Source organism: Hydrogenophaga sp. 2FB (assembly GCF_005503365.1).
In the GTDB taxonomy this organism is placed as follows: domain Bacteria; phylum Pseudomonadota; class Gammaproteobacteria; order Burkholderiales; family Burkholderiaceae_C; genus Hydrogenophaga.
On record NZ_SCML01000017.1, the window covers coordinates 59433 to 80583 of the forward strand.

General features: G+C 66.9%; 22 protein-coding genes. 10 read left to right on the plus strand and 12 right to left on the minus strand.

All coding sequences use genetic code 11. The annotated features are described in order from the left end of the window. Nucleotides 1-14: 14 nt before the first annotated feature. A complete protein-coding gene (locus FFS09_RS12010) occupies nucleotides 15-1046 on the minus strand; it encodes a TauD/TfdA family dioxygenase (protein WP_137919110.1) in 1032 nt (343 codons plus the stop codon). 126 nt (nucleotides 1047-1172) lie between these two features. Here FFS09_RS12010 and FFS09_RS12015 point away from each other — a divergent pair, with 126 nt between their 5' ends. The 3 genes from FFS09_RS12015 (at nucleotide 1173) to FFS09_RS12025 (ending at nucleotide 3920) form a co-directional block, all read left to right on the plus strand. Next, nucleotides 1173-2093, plus strand: a complete 921-nt coding sequence (locus FFS09_RS12015) for a LysR family transcriptional regulator (RefSeq protein ID WP_137919111.1) — start codon at nucleotides 1173-1175, stop codon at nucleotides 2091-2093. 173 nt (nucleotides 2094-2266) lie between these two features. Then, entirely contained in the window at nucleotides 2267-2578 is a 312-nt protein-coding gene (locus tag FFS09_RS12020) for a helix-turn-helix domain-containing protein (protein ID WP_171019991.1), read from the plus strand. Nucleotides 2579-2582: 4 nt separating this feature from the next. After that, a complete protein-coding gene (locus FFS09_RS12025) occupies nucleotides 2583-3920 on the plus strand; it encodes a type II toxin-antitoxin system HipA family toxin (RefSeq protein WP_137919113.1) in 1338 nt (445 codons plus the stop codon). A gap of 14 nt (nucleotides 3921-3934) precedes the next feature. Here the strand turns inward: FFS09_RS12025 and glxR are convergent, their stop codons facing one another. The 5 genes from glxR to FFS09_RS12050 form a co-directional block, all read right to left on the minus strand. Next, nucleotides 3935-4819, minus strand: coding sequence for a 2-hydroxy-3-oxopropionate reductase (gene glxR / locus FFS09_RS12030; protein WP_137919114.1), 885 nt, complete (start codon nucleotides 4817-4819; stop codon nucleotides 3935-3937). 37 nt (nucleotides 4820-4856) lie between these two features. Next, on the minus strand, nucleotides 4857-5645 hold the full coding sequence (locus FFS09_RS12035) for an HpcH/HpaI aldolase family protein (protein ID WP_137919115.1): 789 nt from the start codon (nucleotides 5643-5645) through the stop codon (nucleotides 4857-4859). Between the two features lie 35 nt (nucleotides 5646-5680). Beyond that, nucleotides 5681-7027 (minus strand): glucarate dehydratase, encoded by a 1347-nt coding sequence (gudD, locus tag FFS09_RS12040; protein ID WP_137919117.1) that lies wholly within the window; start codon nucleotides 7025-7027, stop codon nucleotides 5681-5683. A gap of 7 nt (nucleotides 7028-7034) precedes the next feature. Further along, nucleotides 7035-7985, minus strand: a complete 951-nt coding sequence (locus FFS09_RS12045; RefSeq protein WP_137919118.1) for a Bug family tripartite tricarboxylate transporter substrate binding protein — start codon at nucleotides 7983-7985, stop codon at nucleotides 7035-7037. 505 nt (nucleotides 7986-8490) lie between these two features. Next, nucleotides 8491-9534, minus strand: a complete 1044-nt coding sequence (locus tag FFS09_RS12050) for a LacI family DNA-binding transcriptional regulator (protein WP_137919119.1) — start codon at nucleotides 9532-9534, stop codon at nucleotides 8491-8493. Between the two features lie 79 nt (nucleotides 9535-9613). On the opposite strand from FFS09_RS12050, the gene garD reads away from it, so the two are divergent. Then, entirely contained in the window at nucleotides 9614-11218 is a 1605-nt protein-coding gene (gene garD / locus FFS09_RS12055) for a galactarate dehydratase (RefSeq protein ID WP_137919120.1), read from the plus strand. Between the two features lie 19 nt (nucleotides 11219-11237). Here the strand turns inward: garD and FFS09_RS12060 are convergent, their stop codons facing one another. Next, complete coding sequence (locus FFS09_RS12060; protein ID WP_137919121.1) at nucleotides 11238-12125, minus strand: hypothetical protein; 888 nt, start codon at nucleotides 12123-12125, stop codon at nucleotides 11238-11240. Nucleotides 12126-12409: 284 nt separating this feature from the next. On the opposite strand from FFS09_RS12060, the gene cls reads away from it, so the two are divergent. Continuing rightward, nucleotides 12410-13837 (plus strand): cardiolipin synthase, encoded by a 1428-nt coding sequence (cls, locus tag FFS09_RS12065; RefSeq protein ID WP_252374337.1) that lies wholly within the window; start codon nucleotides 12410-12412, stop codon nucleotides 13835-13837. 9 nt (nucleotides 13838-13846) lie between these two features. Here cls and FFS09_RS12070 read toward each other — a convergent pair whose 3' ends face one another. The 4 genes from FFS09_RS12070 to FFS09_RS12085 all read right to left on the minus strand — a co-directional run bounded on the left by FFS09_RS12070 (nucleotide 13847) and on the right by FFS09_RS12085 (nucleotide 16190). Further along, complete coding sequence (locus FFS09_RS12070) at nucleotides 13847-14419, minus strand: hypothetical protein (protein WP_137919122.1); 573 nt, start codon at nucleotides 14417-14419, stop codon at nucleotides 13847-13849. A 116-nt stretch (nucleotides 14420-14535) separates the two neighbouring features. After that, nucleotides 14536-14988, minus strand: coding sequence for a hypothetical protein (locus FFS09_RS12075; protein ID WP_137919123.1), 453 nt, complete (start codon nucleotides 14986-14988; stop codon nucleotides 14536-14538). Between the two features lie 25 nt (nucleotides 14989-15013). Continuing rightward, complete coding sequence (gene arsC, locus FFS09_RS12080; protein ID WP_137919124.1) at nucleotides 15014-15364, minus strand: arsenate reductase (glutaredoxin); 351 nt, start codon at nucleotides 15362-15364, stop codon at nucleotides 15014-15016. A 16-nt stretch (nucleotides 15365-15380) separates the two neighbouring features. Continuing rightward, complete coding sequence (locus FFS09_RS12085) at nucleotides 15381-16190, minus strand: IclR family transcriptional regulator domain-containing protein (protein WP_137919125.1); 810 nt, start codon at nucleotides 16188-16190, stop codon at nucleotides 15381-15383. Nucleotides 16191-16312: 122 nt separating this feature from the next. On the opposite strand from FFS09_RS12085, the gene FFS09_RS12090 reads away from it, so the two are divergent. Together FFS09_RS12090 and FFS09_RS12095 are read left to right on the plus strand one after the other, a co-directional pair. Next, on the plus strand, nucleotides 16313-17227 hold the full coding sequence (locus FFS09_RS12090) for a 4-hydroxyphenylpyruvate dioxygenase (RefSeq protein ID WP_137919126.1): 915 nt from the start codon (nucleotides 16313-16315) through the stop codon (nucleotides 17225-17227). A 4-nt stretch (nucleotides 17228-17231) separates the two neighbouring features. Then, nucleotides 17232-18143: a sugar phosphate isomerase/epimerase family protein gene (locus FFS09_RS12095; RefSeq protein ID WP_137919127.1), complete on the plus strand. Its 912-nt coding sequence runs from the start codon at nucleotides 17232-17234 to the stop codon at nucleotides 18141-18143. 8 nt (nucleotides 18144-18151) lie between these two features. Here the strand turns inward: FFS09_RS12095 and FFS09_RS12100 are convergent, their stop codons facing one another. Then, on the minus strand, nucleotides 18152-19573 hold the full coding sequence (locus tag FFS09_RS12100; protein WP_137919128.1) for a sensor histidine kinase: 1422 nt from the start codon (nucleotides 19571-19573) through the stop codon (nucleotides 18152-18154). A 179-nt stretch (nucleotides 19574-19752) separates the two neighbouring features. On the opposite strand from FFS09_RS12100, the gene atpE reads away from it, so the two are divergent. The 3 genes from atpE to FFS09_RS12115 all read left to right on the plus strand — a co-directional run bounded on the left by atpE (nucleotide 19753) and on the right by FFS09_RS12115 (nucleotide 21093). Next, nucleotides 19753-19995: a F0F1 ATP synthase subunit C gene (atpE, locus tag FFS09_RS12105; RefSeq protein ID WP_137919129.1), complete on the plus strand. Its 243-nt coding sequence runs from the start codon at nucleotides 19753-19755 to the stop codon at nucleotides 19993-19995. Next, nucleotides 19995-20543 carry a hypothetical protein gene (locus tag FFS09_RS12110; protein WP_137919130.1) on the plus strand — a complete coding sequence of 183 codons (549 nt, stop codon included), beginning with the start codon at nucleotides 19995-19997 and terminating at the stop codon, nucleotides 20541-20543. Before atpE ends, FFS09_RS12110 begins: the two co-directional genes overlap by 1 nt. 100 nt (nucleotides 20544-20643) lie before the next feature. Continuing rightward, nucleotides 20644-21093 carry a MarR family winged helix-turn-helix transcriptional regulator gene (locus FFS09_RS12115; protein WP_137919131.1) on the plus strand — a complete coding sequence of 150 codons (450 nt, stop codon included), beginning with the start codon at nucleotides 20644-20646 and terminating at the stop codon, nucleotides 21091-21093. The last annotated feature ends 58 nt before the right edge of the window (nucleotides 21094-21151 follow it).

Consider the following 21151-nt stretch of genomic DNA (forward strand, 5'->3'; position numbering starts at 1 on the left):
TGGGGTGGGTGCGTTCAGGCGACGGCGCCGGCCGTCTCGCCATGGCGTGCCAGGTAGGACGTGCGGAACTCGCGCGTCAACTCGAACGGCGGCGGCAAGGGACGGCCGTTGGGCAAGGTGAGCCAGGCGCGCAACAGGTGGCGGCGCTCGGCCGGGTCGTCGAAGTCCTCGTACTTGGTGCGCGCGTGCAGCACCGCGTAGTTGTTGCCCATCTGCACGTCGCCGGGCTGCATGGAAAAGCTCAGCTGCACCGCGGGGTCGTTGCAGATGTCTTCCACCAGTTGCACCGCCTGCTCCTGCGCGGGCGTGAGGCGCGGGACCTCGGGGAAGCGCTGTGCGGCGAGCAGGTAGCGGCGCTTGTACAGCGCGCTCAGGCGGCCTTCGAAGAAGTTCAGGATCGGCGAGGTCTGCACCTTCAGGCCGGTGGGGTGTTGCTCGCGCGTGTCGAAATGGAAGGGCTGCTGCAGCACCTCGATGAGGTCGGGCCGGCGTTGCATCACCTCGTTGTAGAGCTGGGCCACGCTCACCAGTTTGCTGATACCGCCCGACTTCGCGGTCTTGAGGCACAGCAGCATGAAGGCGTCGCCGCCGTCGTTGTGAAAGGTCAGTTCGTCGTCGGTCTGGTAGCTGCGGACCGAGTTGGTGCTGTCCACGCGCAGGCCGGTGTTGGTGACCGAGTGCATGCGGTTGCCTTGCTTGTCCTGCCCTTGCGGGTCGCCCAGGTGCACGGCCATGGCCCAGAAGATCCTGCGGGCTTCGTCCGTGGAGTAGCGCTGCACCGGCAGGCCGCGCAGCAAGGCGAAACCGCGCCCGCCTTCGAGATCGGCGCGCACGGCTTCGAAGCGCCGCGCCAGGCGCGGCATGGCGAAGTCATCGCGGGTCAGGTCGGTGAGCGCCGTGGTGTTGCCGCGGTGCGCCGCCAGCATGGCATCGATCTCGGCCACCTCGGCCGGCTCCAGGTGCTGGATCCAGTCGGTGCGGGCACCCAAGGCCGGCCCGCTCCACACCTCTGGCCCGCTCAACAACCGCTCGGCTTGACCACGCATCGTTCTGTCTCCTGTGTCTGGGTTTTTTCCTGCGCGATTGCAGGGATTGGGGGCGACTCTAGTGCGCGGTCATTTATTTGCCAAATTTCCATTTTTGATAAACCTATCCATTAATAGAATAAGAGCATGAACATCACGCTCAAGCAGATCGAGTCCTTTCTGGCCGTGGCGCGCACGCTGAGCTTCAGCCAGGCGGCCGAGCAGATCCACCTGTCGCAACCGGCCCTGAGCGCGAACATCCGCCGGCTGGAAGAGACCGTGGGCGCGCGCCTGTTCGACCGCGACACGCGCACCGTGGCCCTGTCGATGGTGGGCGCGGCCTTCATGCCCATCGCCACCGGCCTGATGGACAACATCGACCATGGGCTGGCGCACATCCAGGACATCCTGGCCGGCCAGCAAGGCCGGTTGAACATCGCGGTGGCGCCCTCGGTGGCCGCGGGCGTGCTGCCCGACATCCTCGTGCGCTTCATGGCCGACCACCCGCGCATCCAGCTGCGCGTGCACGACGTGTTGTCGCAGGGTTGTGTGGACATGGTGCGCTCCGGCGCGGCCGACCTCGCGCTGATGCCGATGCGCAGCGACGTGGAAGACCTTTCGCAACAGCTGCTGTTCCGCGACCCGATCGTGGTGCTGTGCGCCCCGCACCACCCGCTCGCCGGCCGGCGCAACCTGCAATGGAAGGACATCATTCCCTGCCAGCTGATCGTGCGCAGCACCGACAGCAGCGTGCGGCAACTGCTGGACGCGCAGTACCTGTTGCACGGCGCGGTGCTGCGGCCCGCGTTCGAGGTGGCGCACGTGGGCACCGTGCTCGGGCTGATCGTCGCCGGGCTGGGCATCGGCATCCTGCCGTCGTCGGTGATGCGCACCGTCAACATGGACGGCCTGGTCACCTGCCACTTCGCCAAGCGCTCGACGCCCTACTGGTCGATCTGCGCCTGCACGCCGAAGAACCGTTCAAATCCACCGACAGTTGAATTTTTTATTCAACAGTGTCTTGAACGGTTCCGGTCTGGCTTGGGGTCCGGCACGCGAACGGCCTGAAATGGAGCCTGCATCTTTTATTCGATATCGGATATTTATAGAGAAAAATTACCATAAATATTCGTTTTGAATATTTATAAGAAACATATGGCAGTTCATGGCCGAAGCCATTACTATCCGATAGTGGATATTTAATGGTGAATTCTTCTATAAATAGCCGAAAACGATCTTTTATGACCGAAGAGCACACCACGGAAGAACTGCTGGCCGGATTGGGCGAGCAGCTGCGCGCCCAACGCCTGCGCATGAACCTCACGCTCGACGAGCTGGCCAGGAGCGCCGGCCTGTCCATCAACGCCGTGCGCCGGCTGGAAAGCGGTGAAGGCGCGACCCTGGCCTCCTTCGTCTCGGTGCTCAAGGTGCTGCGTCGCGACGATTGGCTGGCCACGCTGCAACCGGCGGTGACCATCAACCCGCTGAGCATGCTCAAGGCGCGCGAACCCCGCCAGCGCGCATACAAGCCCCGCCGCACCAAGCCGGATTGACGCGATGGCCACCGCCGCCCCCCCAAGCCGAACCGCGCCGTACCAGAGCGTCGACGTGGTGGAAGTCCGCGCCTGGGGCCGCCGCGTGGGCGCCGTCGCGCGCGAGCCGACCAAAAACTTCTACGCCTTCCAGTACGACCCGGCGTGGGTGCGCACCGGCATCGAACTGGCGCCGCTCACCATGCCGCTGGCGCAGGCCAGCGAGCCCTTCATCTTCACGGAGCTGCCGGAGCCCACCTACAAGCGCCTGCCCGCGCTGCTGGCCGACGCGCTGCCCGACGATTTCGGCAACGCCTTGATCGATGCCTGGATGGCCGATCGCGGCATGGCCAAGGCGGCCGTCACCTCGCTGGACCGCCTGGCGTACATGGGCCAGCGCGGCATGGGCGCCCTCAGCTTCGGCCCCATGCGCGGTCCCCGCCCGAGCAAGGCCACCGCCATCCAGATGGGCCAGCTGGTGCAAGCCGCGCGCCTGGCGGTTCAGGGCGATTTCGACGGGGAAGACCACGTCCACACGGCGCTCAAGCAGATCATCCAGGTGGGCACCTCCGCCGGCGGTGCGCGCGCGAAGGCGACCATTGCCTGGAACCCCGACACCGACGAGGTGCGCACCGGCCAGTTCAACATCCCCGAGGGCTTCGAGGCCTGGTTGCTCAAATTCGACGGCATCGGCAAGGACAACGACCTGGGCCCGTCCAAGGGCTATGGCCGCATCGAATACGCCTACCACCTCATGGCCGTGGAAGCCGGCATCGACATGTCGCCCTGCCGCCTGCTGGAAGAAAACGGGCGCGCGCATTTCATGACCCGGCGCTTCGACCGCGACGGCGACCAGCGCCACCACATGCAGACCCTGTGTGCCATGGCGCACCTGGACTTCAAGCAGGTGGCCACCCACAGCTACAACCAGCTGTTCCAGACCGCGAACGCACTTCAACTGGGGCAGCAAGCCCTGGTGGAACTGCTGCGCCGCATGGTGTTCAACGTGCTCGCCGTGAACAACGACGACCACAGCAAGAACTTCTCGTTCCTCTTGCGCCAAGGCGAACCGTGGGCACTGGCCCCCGCCTACGACATCACCCACGCGTTCAACCCGGACAACGTGTGGGTCAAGCAACACCTGATGTCGGTCAATGGCCGATTCGACCGGATCTCGCGCCTGGACGTGCGCACGGTGGCCGAGCGCTTTGGCTTGCTCGCGGAACTGCCCGAGGTGGTGCGGCAGGTGCAGGCGGCGACGGCGCAATGGCCGGGTTTCGCGACACACGCCGGCGTGGACCGCACCGAGGCCGAGACGATCGCCGGCCACATCGCCGACCGGGCGCAACAGTTCGGGGCTTGACGCCCCGTCTCAGGTCAGCCCTTGGCGACCTCGTGGTTCGCCATCAGCTCCAGCGCCTTCACCAGGGCCGAGTGGTCCAGATCGCCCATGCCGTTCGCAGCGCAGGCCTGCATGAGCTGCGCCGCATTCGCCGTTTGCGGCAGGCCCACACCGAGTTCCTTCGCGCCTTGCAGTGCCAGGTTCAAATCTTTCTGGTGCAGCTTGATGCGAAAGCCCGGGTTGAAGGTGCGCTTGATCATGCGCTCGCCGTGCACTTCGAGAATGCGGCTGGCGGCGAAGCCACCCATGAGCGCCTGGCGCACCTTGGCCGGGTCGGCGCCCGCCTTGCTGGCGAACACCAGGGCTTCGCTCACGGCGGCGATGTTGAGCGCCACGATGATCTGGTTGGCGACCTTGGTGGTCTGCCCGTCGCCCACGCCGCCGACCAGCGTGATGTTCTTGCCCATGAGTTCGAGCAGCGGGCGCACGCGTTCGAACACGGCTTCTTCACCGCCACACATGATGGTGAGCGAGGCGGCCTTGGCGCCGACTTCACCGCCCGAGACGGGCGCGTCGACGTAGTCGCAACCCAGTTCCTTGATGGTCTTCGCGAAGGCCTTGGTGGCCATGGGCGAGATCGAACTCATGTCGACCACGATCTTGCCTTTGCTCAAGCCCTTGGCCACGCCGTTCTCGCCGAACAGCACGGCCTCCACGTCGGGCGTGTCGGGCACCATGGTGAACACCACCTCGGCCTCGCGCGCCACCGCGGCGGCGTTGTCGCAGCGCGTCGCTCCTGCCGCCTGGATCGCTTCGGGCACTTGGCTGCGCGTGTGCACGAACAGCTGGTGGCCGGCGTTGGCGAGGTGCAGGGCCATGGGCGTGCCCATGATGCCCAGGCCGATGAATCCGATCTTCATGACATGTCCTTGAGAGAAAGAGAAATGGGGAGAGGGTTCAATACCCGCCGGGCACGGTGCGCGGTTGCGTGGCGCGCAGCGTGGCGAGCACCTGCTGCGAACCGGCGGCGATGAGGCGCGCGTCCGAGCTGATGGTGACGAACTGGAAGCCCACGGCGATGCGCCGAGCGGCCGCTTCGGGCGAACCGTTGTGGATGCCGGCGACCAGGCCGTGCGCCTTGGCGCGCGCCAGGATGTGTTGCACGGCTTGAGCCGCTGTCGGGTCGAGGTCGTCGAAGGTGGGCGTGCAGCCGAGCGCGAGCGACAGGTCGGACGGGCCGATGTAGATCGCGTCCAGGCCGGGGGTCGAGAGGATGTCTTCGAGGTTCTCGAGTGCTTGCGCGGTCTCGATCATCGCGAAGGTGACGATGGTGTCGTTGGCGTGTTGCGGGTAGTCCGCGCCGCCGTAGAGCAGCGCGCGCACCGGGCCAAAGCTGCGCGTGCCGCGTGGCGCGTAGTGCGTCCAGGCAACGAGTTTTTCCGCGTCCTCGCGCGTGTTCACCATCGGGCAGATCACCGCGTAGGCGCCGGCGTCCAGCGTCTTCATGAGGATGCCCGGCTCCAGCCAGGGCACGCGCACCACGGGCACAGTGTCGGTGGTGGAAATGGCTTGCAGCATGGTCACCATGGTCTGGTAGTCGACCACGCCATGTTGCAGGTCGATGGTGAGCGAGTCCCAGCCCTGGTGCGCCATGGTTTCGGCGGAGAAGCTGTTGGGGATGGCCAGCCAGCCGTTGGCCACGGCGCCACCGGCGGCCCAGATTTCGCGCAGGCGGTTGGGTCTCATGGGGTTCCTTGTTCTTGCATGGGATCGCGGGATGCTCAGCGGTCGAGCGCCGGGCGCTTGGGGTTGAAGGCCCAGTTCGGGATCAGGCTTTGCATGGCGATCGCATCGTCGCGCGCGCCCAGGCCGTGTTCGTTGTACAGCTGGTGCGCCTTCTCCACCTCGGCCATGTCGAGCTCGACGCCCAGGCCCGGCTTCTTCGGCACCTGCACGTGGCCGTTGACGATCTGCAGCGGGTCCTTCGTGAGGCGCTGCCCGTCCTGCCAGATCCAGTGTGTGTCGATCGCGGTGACCTTGCCCGGTGCGGCGGCGCCGACGTGGGTGAACATGGCGAGCGACACGTCGAAGTGGTTGTTGGAGTGTGAGCCCCAGGTGAGGCCCCAGTCGCGGCAGGTCTGCGCCACACGCACGCTGCCGGCCATGGTCCAGAAGTGCGGGTCGGCCAGCGGAATGTCGACGCTTTGCAGCGAGAGTGCGTGCGTGAGCTGACGCCAGTCGGTGGCGACCATGTTGGTGGCCGTGGGCAGGCCGGTGGCACGGCGGAACTCGGCCATCACCTCGCGACCGGAGAAGCCGTCTTCCGCGCCGCAAGGGTCTTCGGCGTAGGCGACCACGCCGCGCATGCGCTGGCCCAGGCGGATCGCGTCTTTCAGCAACCAGCCGCCGTTGGGGTCGAGCGTGACGCGGGCGTCGGGAAAGCGTTCGTGCAATGCGATCACGGCGTCGACTTCCTCGTCGCCGCGCAGCACGCCGCCTTTGAGTTTGAAGTCGTTGAAGCCATAACGCTCGCGCGCGGCCTCGGCCAGGCGCACCACGCCTTCGGGCGTCATCGCCTCTTCGTGGCGCAGGCGGCTCCAGGCGTTGTCGGCGCCGGGTTCGCTGGCGTACGGCAGGTTGGTTTTGGTCTTGTCGCCGACGAAGAAGAGGTAACCCAGCATTTCCACCGCATCGCGTTGCTGGCCTTCGCCGAGCAGCGCGGCCACGGGCACATCGAGGTGTTGCCCGAGCAGATCGAGCAAGGCCGACTCCACGGCGGTGACGGCGTGGATGGTGGTGCGCAGGTCGAAGGTCTGCAGCCCGCGGCCGCCCGCATCGCGGTCGGCAAAGCGCGTTTGCAGCTCTCGCAACAGGCGCTGGTGTGCACCGAGCGTCTGCCCCACCACCAGTTCGCGCGCGTCTTCCAGCGTCTGGCGGATCTTCTCGCCCCCGGGCACCTCGCCCACGCCGGTGCGGCCCGCGCTGTCGGTGAGGATGAGCAGGTTGCGCGTGAAGAACGGCGCGTGCGCGCCGCTCAGGTTGAGCAACATGCTGTCGCGCCCCGCAACGGGGATGACGCGCAGTTCGGTGATGCGGGGTGTGGTGGACACGGTGGCGGGGTTCGGCATGAAGAGATCAGTCGGCTTTGATGTTGCGGGTCTCGATCAGTTTTTTCCAGCGCGCGAATTCGGTGGCCTGGAAAGCGGTGAACTGTTCGGGCGTGTTGGCGACGATCTCGAAGCCGAGTTCCAGCAGCTTGGGTTTGACGGCGGGGTCGTTGAGCGCGTCCTTGATGGCGGCCTGCAACTTGTTCTTCAGGTCGGCCGGCATGCCCTTGGGGCCGGACACAGCCTGCCAGGAGTTCACGTTGGCGTCCTTGATGCCGAGTTCGTTGAGCGTGGGCACGTCGGGCAGCAGCGGTGAGCGCTGGGCGCTGGTGATGGAGAGCGGGCGCAGCTTGCCGGCCTTGATCTGCGGCATGGCGGTGTTGATGTTCATGAACGACGAGTCCACCTGGTTGCCCAGCAGGTCGGTCATTACGGGGCCACCGCCTTTGTAGGCCACGTGCACGCCGGAGGTGCCGGTTTGCTGCCAGTAGAGTTCGGCGGTGAGGTGGTCGCTGCTGCCGTTGCCGGAGGACGCAAAGGTCATCTTGCCGGGGTTGGCTTTCTGGAAAGCCAACACGTCGGCCATGCTCTTGTGCGGCGAGGCGGCGGGCACCACGAGCACGTTGGGCGCCTGCACGGCAACGGTGATGTAGTCCATGTCCTTGGTGGCGTCGTAGGTCACCTTGGTGAGGTGCGGCGCGATCACGTAGGGGCCAAGGGAAGAGACGAGCAGCGTGTGGCCATCGGGCGCGGCGCGCACGACCTGTGCGGCGCCAATGGTGCCGGTGGCACCGGCCTTGTTCTCAACCACGAAGGTGCCGCCAAACTTTTCCTGCAGCTTGGGTTGCAGCGTGCGGGCAATCAGGTCGGTGGAGCCGCCGGGCGGGAAGGGCACGACGATGGTGACGGGCTTGTCGGGCCAGGCCATGGCCGCGGTCAAGGTCATGGACGCGCCAAGCGCGAACATCAGTTTCTTCATGGTGTCTTGTCTCCTGTCGTTGGAAAAGCCGGTTGCAAAACAGCCCCATTTGGTACCGGTACCAAATCGAGTTGGGTCGCATGGTACCGGTACCAAATGGGCGCGTCAACCGGGTTTGTTTGGTTGAGTTCCTGGGTGGGGATTGCAGGGTGTTTTTTTGCGCTGCACCTCGCGGACTCGTGAGCGCAGGGCGCTCTGCTCCGCGGGTGTCCCCCGCCGGCTGGAGCCGGCTCCTCCTTTACCCCGCTGCGCAGAACACCCTGCACTCACGGGCCAGAAGCAGTGTTGGCACGCTCACCGGCCGAATGTCCACGCAGTCGTCAGCGGCCATGAGCGCTGGCGCCGCAACACACCGAGCGCCAAGGAGGTCATCGGTGGCCATGGGGTACGGCGCAGCGGGGTAAAGGAGGAGACGGCCTCCCGCCGTCGGGGGACACCCGCGGAGCCGTGCCCCATGGTCGCCGATGACCGGAGCAGCCGGAGAAAAACTACGGGAGAAAAAACCTCAGGTCGTGTCCCGCTCGACGATGGCGTACCCCACGTCCACCACCCGCTCGGCCACCTCACGGCCCTCGGCGCGGTCGATCAGAAAGTTCGCTGCCATGCGTCCGATGTCCGCGCCATTGATGTGCACCGTGCTCAGCGCAGGCTCCATGTCGGCCACAAAAGGCGCATCGCCAAAACCGATGATGGACAGGCGCCCCGGAATGTCGATGCCGCGCACCCTCGCCTCCGTCACCACACCCGAGGCCAGCAGGTCGGAGCTGCAGAACACCGCGTCCACCAAGGGGTCGATCTCGAGCAGCCGGGCCAGCGCATCCCGCCCACTGCGGATGGAACGCGACGCGCCCACATCGATCACCCGCACCGGCGCATCGGTCAAACCGCTCTGCGCCACTTCCGCCGCGAAGGCTTTGGCACGGCGGTCGGCGCGCTCGTCGTCGGCGCGGATCATGGCCAGACGCCGACGCCCCTTGCCCAACAGGAATTTGGCCACGTCGCGGCCGATGTCGGCGTGCGAAAACCCCACCAGCATGTCGATCGGCGCGGGCGTGAGGTCCCAGGTTTCCACCACCGGAATGCCCGAAGCCAACAAGCGCGTTCGGCCCTTGTTCGAGTGCAGGATGCCGGTGAGAAAGATGCCATCGGGCCGGCGGCCGATGATCGCTTCGAGCAAGGATTCTTCGCGGCTGGCCGAGTAACTCGACTGGCCCAGCATGAGCTGGTAACCGGCATCGAACAAGGTGCCGTTGAGCGATTCGATCGTCTCCATGAACACCGACATCACCGTGCTCGGCACCACCGCCGCGATCAGCCGGCTGCGCGACGACGCCAACCCGCCGGCCATGCGGTTCGGCACGTACCCCGTCTTCTGCACCGCGTCCAACACCTTCTGCCGCACGTCCACCGACACCTGCTCCGGCGTATTGAGCACGCGCGACGCGGTAATGGGCGCCACGCCCGCGAGTTTGGCCACGTCGCGCAGCGTGATGGCACCGCTGCCCCTGCGCGAGCGCCGGTTGTTGTCGGTTTCTTTCGTTTGCGGCATAAAATGGTACCGGTACCAAATGAATCACGATCGTAGCCCGAAATGGGCTGCGACGCGCGCCGAATCATAGGAGATGCGCATGCCCGAGACTGTTGCCCCACCCCAGGCCATCGCGCCGCTGACCATCCGCATGCACGCCGCGGACAACGTGGCCATCGTCGCCAACGACGGCGGCCTGCCGCCCGGCACCGCCCTGCCCGGCAGCGGTCTGGTGCTGCGCGAGCGGGTGCCACAAGGCCACAAGGTGGCGCTGGTGGACCTGCCCCGCGGCACGCCCGTGCTGCGCTACGGCATTCCCATCGGCCATGCGCTGGACGACATTCCCGCCGGCAGCTGGGTGCACGAACGCCTGCTGCAGATGCCCGAGGCGCGCGGACTGGAGAACCTGCCCATGGCCACGGTGAAGCCCGAGCCGCTGCCGCCCCTGGAGGGCTACACCTTCGAGGGCTACCGCAACCCGGACGGCTCGGTCGGCACGCGCAACATCCTGGCCATCACGCAAACGGTGCAGTGCGTGGCCGGTGTCACCGACTTCGCGGTGCAGCGCATCAAGGCCGAGCTGCTGCCCAGGTTTCCCAACGTGGACGACGTGGTCGCGCTGGAACACGGCTACGGCTGTGGCGTGGCGATCGACGCACCCGATGCGGTGATTCCCATCCGCACCCTGCGCCACATCAGTCTGAACCCGAACTTCGGCGGCGAGGTGATGGTGGTCAGCCTGGGCTGCGAGAAGCTGCAGCCCGAGCGCCTGCTGCCACCGGGCTCCATTCCCCTCGTGGACGAACGCAACGTGGCCGACGTGGGCACCAGCGCCGAGACGCGGCTGGACGTGGTCTGCCTGCAGGACGACGCGCACGTGGGCTTCATGTCCATGGTGGATGCCATCCTGCGCCAGGCCGAAGAACACCTGGAGCGCCTGAACGCGCGCCGCCGCGTCACCGTGCCCGCCAGCGAACTGGTGGTGGGCGTGCAGTGCGGCGGCAGCGACGCGTTCTCCGGCGTCACCGCCAACCCGGCGGTGGGTTTCTGCACCGACCTGCTGGTGCGCGCCGGCGCGAGCGTGATGTTCTCCGAAACCACCGAGGTGCGCGACGGCATTGCCCAGCTCACCGCGCGCGCCACCACGCCCGAAGTCGCGCAGGCCATGGTGCGCGAGATGGCCTGGTACGACGACTACCTCAAGCGCGGCAGCGTGGACCGCAGCGCCAACACCACGCCCGGCAACAAGAAGGGCGGCCTGTCCAACATCGTGGAGAAGGCCATGGGTTCGATCGTGAAATCGGGCAGCGCGCCGATCTCCAACGTGCTCTCACCCGGCGAGAAGCTCAGGCACAAGGGCCTGACCTACGCCGCCACACCCGCGAGCGACTTCATCTGCGGCACGCTGCAACTGGCCGCGGGCATGAACCTGCACGTGTTCACCACCGGCCGTGGCACGCCCTACGGATTGGCGGCGGTGCCGGTGATCAAGGTCGCCACGCGCAGCGACCTCGCGCGCCGCTGGCACGACCTGATGGACATCAACGCCGGCACGATCGCCGACGGCACGGCGAGCATCGAGGACGTGGGCTGGGAGCTGTTCCGCCTCATGCTCGACGTGGCCAGCGGCCGCAAACAGACCTGGGCGGAGCAGTGGAAGCTGCACAACCAGCTGGTGTTGTTCAACCCGGCGCCGGTGACGTGAGGCGCCGGCCTTTCAGGCATCAGGAACTGATCGCACGCACGCAACGCAGGTAGGCCACCATGGAGGATCTGGGGAAAGAAACCTGCAGGGACGCGGCAGGCTGATAGACCTGCAGCCAGGCCTCCGCAGGAAACGTGGCATGGGCGGTCGACGTCCAGTAGAACCCCGACCCCGGGCCACCCACCACGCCTTTGTCGAACAGATTCGAAAGCATGTTCTGCTGGGCAGGTGCGGCCTGAGAGCCACATCTTGGACTCGAGCCTCCACGGCCGTCGTAACCTGTTTCGCAGATCGCCGGCAGATACCAGTCGCTGTAGCCATCGGCGCTGGACGCCGAGCACATGCCTGCCGCGTAAGTGGTCGAATCCGTGCCCAGCCCGGTGTAGTGCGCCACGATAGCCCGTGTGTTGCAGTCTCCATCGCGTGCGCCGGCGCATGGCGCGACGGAACGTTCGTCAATGCCGCCAATGCGATCCGCATTCGGTGACCAGTACGCCGACGCATTGGACATAGCCGCCACTTTTCCGCCCACGCTGCCGGTGTTGGGCGTGGCGTCGTCAATGGCGAACACGTGGCCCCCCTGGTACACGCTGCCATACGCCAGCACCTGCACGGAGGAGGTCACGGTGTTGGTGTTACTGCCCTGGATGGAGAGCGTCACCGGCGCGGTGGTGGCCACCGTGCCCGGGGTGATCGTGAAGGTGCAACTGGCCAGCGGCGCCAGCGTGCCGCCGCAGTTGCCGACGATGGTGGTACCCGCGGGCAACACCACGGAGGGATCCAGCGCCACGGCTTGTGCCGCCGCCACGCCGGTGTTGGTGACGGTGAGCACGCGTGGGGCACCGGGAATGGGCGCGGGCAATGCGGTGGGATTGTGGGCCGCCAAAGCGAGCGATGCGGCGCTCACGGACAAGGTCGTGGGTGATGGCGGCGCAGGCGCACTCTGCGCGTGGGGCGGAGGCGGAGGCGGAGGCGGCGCACTCTCCACGTGGCCACCGCCACCACATGCAGAGAGCAGCAGCGTGGCGCAGGCGAGCGACACATCGACAAAACAGCGAAGATTCGACATGGTTGAAGCAGTGACAGCGTTAAAAGGAGCGGGAATATAGCACCTTTTAACTACAAAACATGGCTTGACGACAGAGGCGCGCGCGGTATCGTCGCCCTGTCTCCACGCACAAAAGGCCTCCCATGGCGTTCATGCCCCACGGCAAGTTGCAACGGTTTCACCGGCAGATGGCGGCGCTGCTGCTGGCCTTCGGGCTGGTCGGCTGCAAGAGCCTGCCGCGCGTGGTGCCCGACCTGGAGCGGCGCCCGCCACCGGTGCGACTGGAAGGTTCGCAGGGGCCTCTGTCGGCCGAGCGCAGCCGGGCCATTCTGGAGCGCCTGCGCGCGGGCGGCCAAGGCAGCGACGTGCTCTCGCGCCACCTCGCGCTGGAAGAGGCCATCGTCGGCAGCCCTCTAACCGCGGGCAACAAGGTGGTGCTGCTCGAAGACGGGCCGGCGACCTACCGCGCCATGCTCGCGGCCATCGAAGCGGCCAAGGACCACATCCACATGGAGACCTACATCATCGATGACGATGAGGTGGGGCAGCGCTTCGCCAACGCGCTGATCGCGAAGCAGCAGCAAGGCGTGCAGGTGCTCCTGATCCACGACAGCGTGGGCACCCTCAACACGCCACGCGAATTCTTCAAGCGGCTCACGGACGCGGGCATCCAGGTGCTGGAGTTCAACCCGATCAACCCGGCGCTCGCCGGCAAGAATTGGGAACTCAACGAGCGCGACCACCGCAAGCTGCTCATCGCCGACGGGCGCATCGCCTTCCTGGGCGGCATCAACATCAGCGGCGTGTACTCCAGCGGGTCGCTCGCCTCGTCGGGCAGCGGCGGCCAGGGCGCCGGCAAGAAGCCAGGCCGCGTCGACAGCACGCCCTGGCGCGACACGCATGTGCAACTGGAAGGGCCGGTGGTAGCCGAGTTTCAGAAGCTGTTCCTGGAGACCTGGGCATCGCAAAAAGGCGCGTCCATGGCGCCGCGCGACTTCTATCCGCAGCCCAAGCGCGTCGGCAGCGATGTGGTGCGCGCCATCGGCAGCTCACCCAAGGACAACTACAGCCTGATCTATGCCACGCTGCTGTCGGCCATTGGCAGCGCGGAAACCAGCGTGTACCTGACCAATGCCTACTTCGCGCCCGACCCCCAGCTGCTCGACGTGCTGAAGGCCGCGGCGGCGCGCGGCGTCGACGTGAAGCTGATCCTGCCGGGCAAGACCGATTCGTGGCTGATCTTCCACGCCGGGCGCAACTACTACACGGAGCTGCTGCGCGCGGGCGTGAAGATCTACGAACGCCAGGGCGTGATCCTGCACACCAAGACCGGCACGGTCGACGGCGTGTGGTCGACCATCGGCTCGACCAACCTCGACTGGCGCAGCTTCCTGCACAACTACGAGCTCAACGCGGTGGTGCTCGGCGCGGAGTTCGGCGGGCAGCTGCACAAACTGTTCGAGGCGGATCTGGCGGGTTCCAAACAGATCACGCTCGAAGAGTGGCAGCGCCGCGGCCTGGGCCTGCGCATCCAGGAACTCTTCGCGCGCGCCTGGGAATACTGGCTCTGATGCCGCGCGTCAGCCGCCCGGCAGGGTGGGTGGCGCCGGTGGCGGCACGGGTGACATCGGCTGCACCGGTGGCGACAGCTGCTGCACCGGCGGCGACAAGGGCTGCACGGGCGGTGACAACGGCGCGGTCGGTGGCGTGGGCTCCATCGGCGTGGGCGGCATCGGTGGCGGCGGGGCCGGCATGGGTGGCAGGGGCTCCTGCGTCACGAGTTCGCGGATGGTGCCGCCCGCGGACACCGAGCCCGAGACATTGCCTTCCCCGCGCGCCATGCGCTCGCAGCGCGGCTGGTCGGCGGGTGGGTGCGCCCGGCAGCGCAACAGCGCGTTGCGTTCCAGCTCCTGGGCCGACAGGCTGCGCACACCCTGGCGCAAGGCCTGGGCGCGGTGCGCTCCGGCATCGCGCAGGCAACTGGTGCGGTCCTGGTTGGGGCTGAGCGCCTGGCAGGCGGCCCGGTCGCTCTTGTAAGCGGCTTCGATGGCGGCCCTCTCGGACGGCGTCACGGCCCAGGCGGCGGGCAGGCAGACGGCGAGAACCGCCGCGGCGACCCAGCCGCGCGAATGTGAAGGGGTGGATGCATGCATGGTGTGTGACCTCCTGAAACGAAGCGGTGCGGGGAGCGCACCACCTCTGGATTCACCATGCTAGGAAGCGCGGGGCGGGGCGTCTGTAGGCCCAGTCCGACCCGCGCCTCGGAGATTCACTCCCAGCGCAGTTCGCTCAGCTTCCATGTGCTGCCGTCCAGCCGCCATTGCAGCGTCACGGCATAGGGTTCCGCGCGTTCGGGAATCACGCCCTGCGCACCCGTCACCACCACCTTCGCCTCGGTGTGGCCCACCTGCGAGCTGCCGCTGTCGATGCGGCTGTTGCGCGAGACGGCCAGGATCTTGATGTTGGCGTAGCGCATGAACATCAGGGACATGGTGCGCTTGGCCCATTCGCGGTCCATGCCCTCGCCGGCCTGGAAACTGGAATGCAACTGGTCCATCACATCACCGGTCTTCTTGGCCTCCAGGTTGTCCTGCAGTTGCTGCACCGCCGCGTCGAGCGCGGTTTTCGGGTCGGTCTTGCCGCAACCGGCCAGGGCCAACGCAACGCACGCGAGCAGACACAGGCGGCGCAAGGGCAAGAAGAAGGCGGGGGAGAAGAGCATGTCGTGCGGTTCCTTGGCAAAAGACTCAGGACAGAAGATCGAGCACCTGCTCGGCCGGGCGGCACAGGCGGGTGCCCTTGGGCGTGACCACGATGGGCCGGTTCATCAGAATGGGGTGCGCCAGCATCGCATCGATCAGTTGCGCGTCCGTGACACCCGGGGCGTCGAGCCCCAGCTCGGTGAACAGCGCTTCCTTGCGTCGCACGATGTCGATCACCGGCAGGCCGCTGGCCTTGATGAGCGACAGCAGCGTCTCGCGCGAGGGCGGCGTTTTCAGGTACTCGATCACCTCGGGTTCGATGCCGCGTTCGCGCAGCAGCGCCAGCGTGTTGCGCGAGGTGCCGCACTTGGGGTTGTGGTAAATCGTGGTGTTCATGTTCAGGGTCCTTGGTTCAAAGCATGGGCCGCATCGCGCGCGCGGTTTCCTGCAGCACGGGCAGGATGCGCTTGAGCGCGAGCGCGGTGGTTTCGTTGTTCATGGGCATGGTCACGCTCATCGCGCCCAGCAGCTTGTCGTTGTGATCGTAGAGCGGCACGGCAATGCCACGGAAGTTCATCTCGAGCTGCTGCTCCGACAAGGCCCAGCCCTGCTCGCGCGCGTGCACGATGGATTGGCGCAGCACGTCCTTGTCGAGCACCGAGTGCGAGGTGAAGGGCCGCAGCGTCTGCCGCTGCAGCCACGGCTCCCAGTAGGCGCTGCCCATGGCGCCCAGGATCATCAGGCCCGCCGCCGTCAGGTGCGCCTGCACGCGCGAGCCCAGCAGGTAACCCGTGTGGAGATGGTGCTGCGTTCCGCTGCGCGCGATGTAGACCACCTCGTCGTGGTCCAGCACGGCGGCAAACGCGGTCTCGCCGGTGCCGGCCGTCACGCGCTGCAGGTACGGCTGCACCGCGCGCGGCAGCCGCGCCGAATCCAGGTACGCCTGGCCCAGGCGCAGGATGCGCGGCGTGAGCCAGAAAAGCTTGCCGTCGGTGTCGACGTAGCCGATGTGCGCCAGCGTGAGCAGGTGCCGACGCGCCGCCGTGCGCGTGAGTCCGCAGCGCTGCGCCACCTGCGTGGCGGTCATGCGCGAGTGCTCGGCATCGAACACCTCGATGATGGACAAGCCCTTTTCCAGGCCGGCGATCCAGTCGCGCCGGTCCAGTTCGACCGTCGCCTCCAGGGGCAGGGAGGCGCCTTCGGAAGGCCGGGATGCGCTCATGGCGTTCGATGATCGTTCACGAAAGGTTGATGATCGTAACGCGTCGCGCGGCATTGGCACCGCCAAAGCGGCCGGCTGGCCTATATTTCAAGCACCCAACACCATGCACATGGAGACCCTTGATGAGTGATTTCCTGCTCAACCCCCAGGCCGGCCGCGAGCCCCTGCAAGCCTCCTTCAGCGACGCGGCCAACCCGCTGGGCCTGGACGGCATCGAGTTCATCGAGTACGCCACCGCCAAGCCACAGGCCCTGGGCCAGGTGCTGGAGATGATGGGCTTTCGCCCGGTCGCGCGGCACCGCTCGCGCGAGGTGCTTCTGTACCGCCAGGGTGCGCTCAACATCGTGGTCAACGCCAACCCGGTGGACGCGCTGGGCGCAGGCCACGGCAGCGACGTGCCGGCCATCTCCGCCATGGCGCTGCGCGTGCGCGATGCGCGCGCCGCCTACCACTACGTGCTGGAGCGCGGTGCCTGGTCGGTACCCACGCACGCCGAGGTGATGGAGCTCAACATCCCGGCGATCCACGGCGCGGGCGGCAGCCGCATCTATTTCGTGGACCGCTACCAGGAGTTCTCGATCTACGACGTGGACTTCGTGCCCATTCCCTCGGTGGACCAGCGCCCGCCGGCCACCGCCGGCATCCACTTCTTCGGCGTCGTGCAGTACATCGGCCCGGGCCGCAGCAACGACTGGATCGCCTTCTACAACGAACTCTTCGGCACCGAGCTGATTCCCGACGAGCAGCGCTTCGGCATCATGCCCAAGGGCACCTTGCTGCGCACGCCCGCGGTGAACCCGCTGCAGCGTTTCATGCTGCAGCTGATCGAACCCGAGATCAACGTGGTCGACGTCGACGAACGCCTGCAGCGCATCGGCCTGGGCGTGCCCGACGTGCTCGAAGCGGTGAAGGCCTTGCGCGCGCTGGGCGTGGAATTCGTCGAAACCCAGGCCGCGCATACCGAGCAGCGCGGCGCGATCAGCAAGACCTACCTGGGGTCGGTGGTGTTCGAGCTGGTCCACAGCGAAAGGGGCTGAGGCCATGGGCACCCCGAACCGCGCCGAGATCGAAGCCCTGAGCGGCTTCGGCATGGACACCATCACCCTCGCCGGCCCGCTGGAGGCCAAGCTCGCCGCCATGCGCGACGCCGGTTTCACGCAGGTGATGCTCAAGGCCAACGACCTCGTGGGCCACCCCGGCGGCCTGAACGCCGCCGTGCAGGCGGTGAAGGACAGCGGCCTGCGCGGCACCGGTTTTCAGGTGCTGCGCGATTTCGAAGGCCTGTCGGGCCACCTGCACCACTACAAGGTGGACATCGCCAAGAACATGCTGGAGATGTGCGCGGCGCTCGGTTGCCAGGTGCTGCTGGCCTGCTCCTCGACCTCGGTGCATGCTTCGCAAGACCTCGACCACATCGCGCGCGACCTGCGCAAGCTGGCGATGCTGGCGATCCCCTTCGGCATCCGCATCGCCTACGAAGGCCTGTCGTGGGGGCGCACGGTCAACGAGTTCACCACCGCGTGGGACGTGGTCTGCCGCGCCGACTGCCCCAACCTGGGCTTGGGCATCGACTCGTTCCACATCTTCGCGGCCAAGACCTCGCTCGAAGAGATCGACTACCTCGACCCCGAGAAGATCTTTCTGGTGCAGCTGGCCGATTTCATGTGGCAGGAGACCAAGACGTTCGAGGAACGCATGACGACCGCGCGCACCTTCCGCGTGTTCCCCGGCGAAGGCGTGCACAGCGAACAGCTCTCCGAGCTGGTGCTCAAGCTCGATGCCCTGGGCTACCAGGGCGACTACAGCTTCGAGGTGTTCAACGACGACTACCAGCAGATGCCGCTGCCCATGGTGGCCGAGCGCGCGCGCCGTTCGGCGCTCTGGCTGGCCGAGGACGTGATGCGCCGCTCGATGCCGCTGCCCAACCAGATGCGCTTGAAGACGGTGCGCTGACGCGGGGGTCAGGCGGTGGGCGCCGGGTCGACCGGCAGCGTCCACCAGAAACGCGCGCCCTCACCCGGCGCGGACGCAGCGCCCACCGCGCCCCCATGGCTCTCGACCACGCGCTTGACCACGGTGAGCCCCAGGCCGGTGCCGCCGATCTTGCGCTCGTCCAGGCGCGAGAAGGGCTGGAACAACTCGCCCGACTTCGCCGGGTCAAAACCGGGGCCGTTGTCCGTCACGGTGAATCGCCAGAACGCGCCCTCGCGCATCGCGCCGAGTTGAACGCGCAGCGCGCTGTGGCCGGTGCCGAATTTCAACGCATTGCCCACCAGGTTCATCACCACGTGTTGCATCAGGCTGGCGTCGGCCTTCACCACGGGCATCGGGTCGGCCCGCACCGCCTGCGCGGCGTTCGGGAACTGCAGCGCCAGTGAGCCCAGGCATTCCTGCACCAGGGCCTGCATGTCCACCGGCACCAGGTCGGGTGGGCCGTGCTCCACCCGCGCCAGGTTCAGCAGGTCGTTGACCATGGTCGAGGCGCGCATCGCCTCCATGCGGATCATGTCCAGGCAACGCTCGGTGTCGGCCGGATCGCCCGCACGATGCGCTTCGAGCGCCACGCGGGCCAGGCCAGCGGTGTTGCGCAAGGGGCCGCTCAGGTCGTGCGAGACCATGCCGGCAAACGAGCGCAGCCCGCGCACCATGTCTTCGAGCTGTTGCGTGCGGCTGCGCACGATGTCTTCGAGCGAATCGGTGAGGCGCTGCAGCGCCTGCTCGGCCTTCACACGCTCGCGGAGTTCGCGACCGAGGATCTGCGAATCGCGGTGCAGGATCAGCGTCATCACGAACACGTAGGCGATGCTGATCGGCAGCGGCGTGAGCCGGCGGAAGTTCAGCAGGCTCATGTCGGTGAGCATGGCCACCGTCAGCAGCAGCGGATAACCCAGGAACAGCAGCGCGAGCACCAGTTGGCCGCCCCAGCGTTCGCGCCACCACAGCCACACCAGCCAGGCGGACGCGACGACAAAGATCAGGGAAATCGTCATCGGCCCCGCGAAGGCCCAGCCTTGCAGCAGCACCCTCATGGCCACCACCAGCAGGGGCGCCCCCACGATGATGAACAGGAACACGCGCAAGGGCGACATCTTCTGGCTCGGCGAGAAGCACACATGCAGCCCCGCGAGCAAGGCGGCCATGGCCAGCAAGCCCAACAGCGAGCCGACCGGCCCGGCGGCGTCGTCGCTGAGCCAGCCCAGCGCCACGAGCGACCCGATGGTGCACTGCGTGGTGCCGAACAAGACCGCCGATCCCGCCAGCCACTTCACATACGGCCAGGAGCGCACACTGGCATGGGCGAGAAAGGTCACGCCCAGCATTGCGATCAGGATCGCGGAAAGGATCCGGATGTCGCTGAAGAAATGCAATGCCGACAGGGTCACGTGGTCAGTCCAACGCGGCGGAACGTGGAGATGGGGGGATACCCCCGTGGGGAGCAACCGGCGCAGTGTAAAACAGTGTTACGGCGGCGGCGAGCACATGGGCGCCATGACCTGCCAGGTCATGGAAAGCACGCGACTTCACGGGCACAGTGAAGCCATTCACCACAAAGGAGCTTCACATGGCAGACCTCAGTACCCTCCCCCTGGCCGTTGGGCACATGATCGGCCTCGGCGCCCTCGGTTCCTGCATCGGCATCGGCGTGATGGCCAGCAAGTACCTCGAGGCCTCGTCGCGGCAACCCGAGATGATGGAAGCCCTGCAACCCAAGGTGTTCCTGCTGGCGGGCCTGCTGGACGGCGCCTTCATCATTTCGGTCGCGCTCGGCGTGTGGTTCGCGCTGGCCGCGCCCTTCGCAGGCTGATGCGCCCCGCCGCGAAACCTCGCCATGCGGTGGTGGCCGGCGCGGCCAGCGGCGCGTTGTTGCACGAACTGCTCAGCCACCACCGCATCCAGCGCGTGACCCTGCTCACGACGCGCCAGTTTCTGCGCATGCCGCCGGGCATGGACGACGCCGTGGTGGACCCCGAATCGTGGCGCGACGGCCTTCCCACTGCGGCGGACCACGCGTTGCTGTTCTACGGCGCGGTTCGGCGCGAGCGCGAAGCCCTGCTCTGGCGCCCCGAGCGGCGCGACCTGGTGTCCCTGGCCACCGCGCTGCACGAACGCGGTGTGCGCACGCTGGAGGTGGTGCTGCCGCCCGGCGTCGAACCCTTGAACACGGCCGAGCGGCGGGCCCTGAAACAACTCGGCTTCGACCCCCTGCGCCGCGCGTCGGCCACGCCCTCCGTACGGCCGACCAATGGCTCCTGGCCCGCACGGCTCGCGGCCTGGATGATCCACGTCGCGCTGGTCTCGATGCAGCAGGTGTCCGCCTCCCGAGCACGCCGGGACCGAACCCGCCCCCCTTGAACCGACCGGCCCCGCACAGGACGCCGCAAGCCCCCAATCGCAGAATGGTTGCTCACATTTAAATTGTGTGCAATTCAATTGATCGCTACATTAACACTCCATGAACACACCGCGCTTCTCCAGCGACCAGGCCCTGCAGCTCGACCACCAGCTCTGTTTTGCGCTGTACTCGGCTTCGCTGGCCATGACCAAGCTGTACAAGCCCTTGCTGGAAGACATCGGCCTGACCTACCCGCAGTACCTGGCCATGCTGGTGCTCTGGGAACAGGACGGCGTGGCCGTCTCGGAACTGGGCGAACGCCTGTACCTCGATTCCGGCACCCTCACCCCGCTGCTCAAGCGGCTTGAAGCGGCCGACCTCGTGACCCGCCTGCGCGACGTGCAAGACGAGCGGCGCGTCCTGATCCGCCTCACCGCCGCCGGCCGCAAGCTCAAGGCCCGCGCCGCGCGCATCCCGGCGTGTGTGCTGGAGGCCTCGCAGTGCGGACTGTCCGAAGCGCTGGCCCTGACCCAACAAGTGCAGGCGCTGCGCGACCGGCTCACCGCCTGACTGTTTTTGTTTTCACCCCCCGCTTCCCGCAAGCACTTTCTCATCAACCCAGGAGCCA

Excerpts from the sequence above, each read along its gene's own strand:
- FFS09_RS12010 (WP_137919110.1), bottom strand. The coding sequence starts at position 1,046 with ATGCGTGGTCAAGCCGAGCGGTTGTTGAGCGGGCCAGAGGTGTGGAGC.
- FFS09_RS12015 (WP_137919111.1), top strand. The coding sequence starts at position 1,173 with ATGAACATCACGCTCAAGCAGATCGAGTCCTTTCTGGCCGTGGCGCGC.
- FFS09_RS12020 (WP_171019991.1), top strand. The coding sequence starts at position 2,267 with ATGACCGAAGAGCACACCACGGAAGAACTGCTGGCCGGATTGGGCGAG.
- FFS09_RS12025 (WP_137919113.1), top strand. The coding sequence starts at position 2,583 with ATGGCCACCGCCGCCCCCCCAAGCCGAACCGCGCCGTACCAGAGCGTC.
- glxR (WP_137919114.1), bottom strand. The coding sequence starts at position 4,819 with ATGAAGATCGGATTCATCGGCCTGGGCATCATGGGCACGCCCATGGCC.
- FFS09_RS12035 (WP_137919115.1), bottom strand. The coding sequence starts at position 5,645 with ATGAGACCCAACCGCCTGCGCGAAATCTGGGCCGCCGGTGGCGCCGTG.
- gudD (WP_137919117.1), bottom strand. The coding sequence starts at position 7,027 with ATGCCGAACCCCGCCACCGTGTCCACCACACCCCGCATCACCGAACTG.
- FFS09_RS12045 (WP_137919118.1), bottom strand. The coding sequence starts at position 7,985 with ATGAAGAAACTGATGTTCGCGCTTGGCGCGTCCATGACCTTGACCGCG.
- FFS09_RS12050 (WP_137919119.1), bottom strand. The coding sequence starts at position 9,534 with ATGCCGCAAACGAAAGAAACCGACAACAACCGGCGCTCGCGCAGGGGC.
- garD (WP_137919120.1), top strand. The coding sequence starts at position 9,614 with ATGCCCGAGACTGTTGCCCCACCCCAGGCCATCGCGCCGCTGACCATC.
- cls (WP_252374337.1), top strand. The coding sequence starts at position 12,410 with ATGGCGTTCATGCCCCACGGCAAGTTGCAACGGTTTCACCGGCAGATG.
- FFS09_RS12070 (WP_137919122.1), bottom strand. The coding sequence starts at position 14,419 with ATGCATGCATCCACCCCTTCACATTCGCGCGGCTGGGTCGCCGCGGCG.
- FFS09_RS12075 (WP_137919123.1), bottom strand. The coding sequence starts at position 14,988 with ATGCTCTTCTCCCCCGCCTTCTTCTTGCCCTTGCGCCGCCTGTGTCTG.
- arsC (WP_137919124.1), bottom strand. The coding sequence starts at position 15,364 with ATGAACACCACGATTTACCACAACCCCAAGTGCGGCACCTCGCGCAAC.
- FFS09_RS12085 (WP_137919125.1), bottom strand. The coding sequence starts at position 16,190 with ATGAGCGCATCCCGGCCTTCCGAAGGCGCCTCCCTGCCCCTGGAGGCG.
- FFS09_RS12090 (WP_137919126.1), top strand. The coding sequence starts at position 16,313 with ATGAGTGATTTCCTGCTCAACCCCCAGGCCGGCCGCGAGCCCCTGCAA.
- FFS09_RS12095 (WP_137919127.1), top strand. The coding sequence starts at position 17,232 with ATGGGCACCCCGAACCGCGCCGAGATCGAAGCCCTGAGCGGCTTCGGC.
- atpE (WP_137919129.1), top strand. The coding sequence starts at position 19,753 with ATGGCAGACCTCAGTACCCTCCCCCTGGCCGTTGGGCACATGATCGGC.
- FFS09_RS12110 (WP_137919130.1), top strand. The coding sequence starts at position 19,995 with ATGCGCCCCGCCGCGAAACCTCGCCATGCGGTGGTGGCCGGCGCGGCC.
- FFS09_RS12115 (WP_137919131.1), top strand. The coding sequence starts at position 20,644 with ATGAACACACCGCGCTTCTCCAGCGACCAGGCCCTGCAGCTCGACCAC.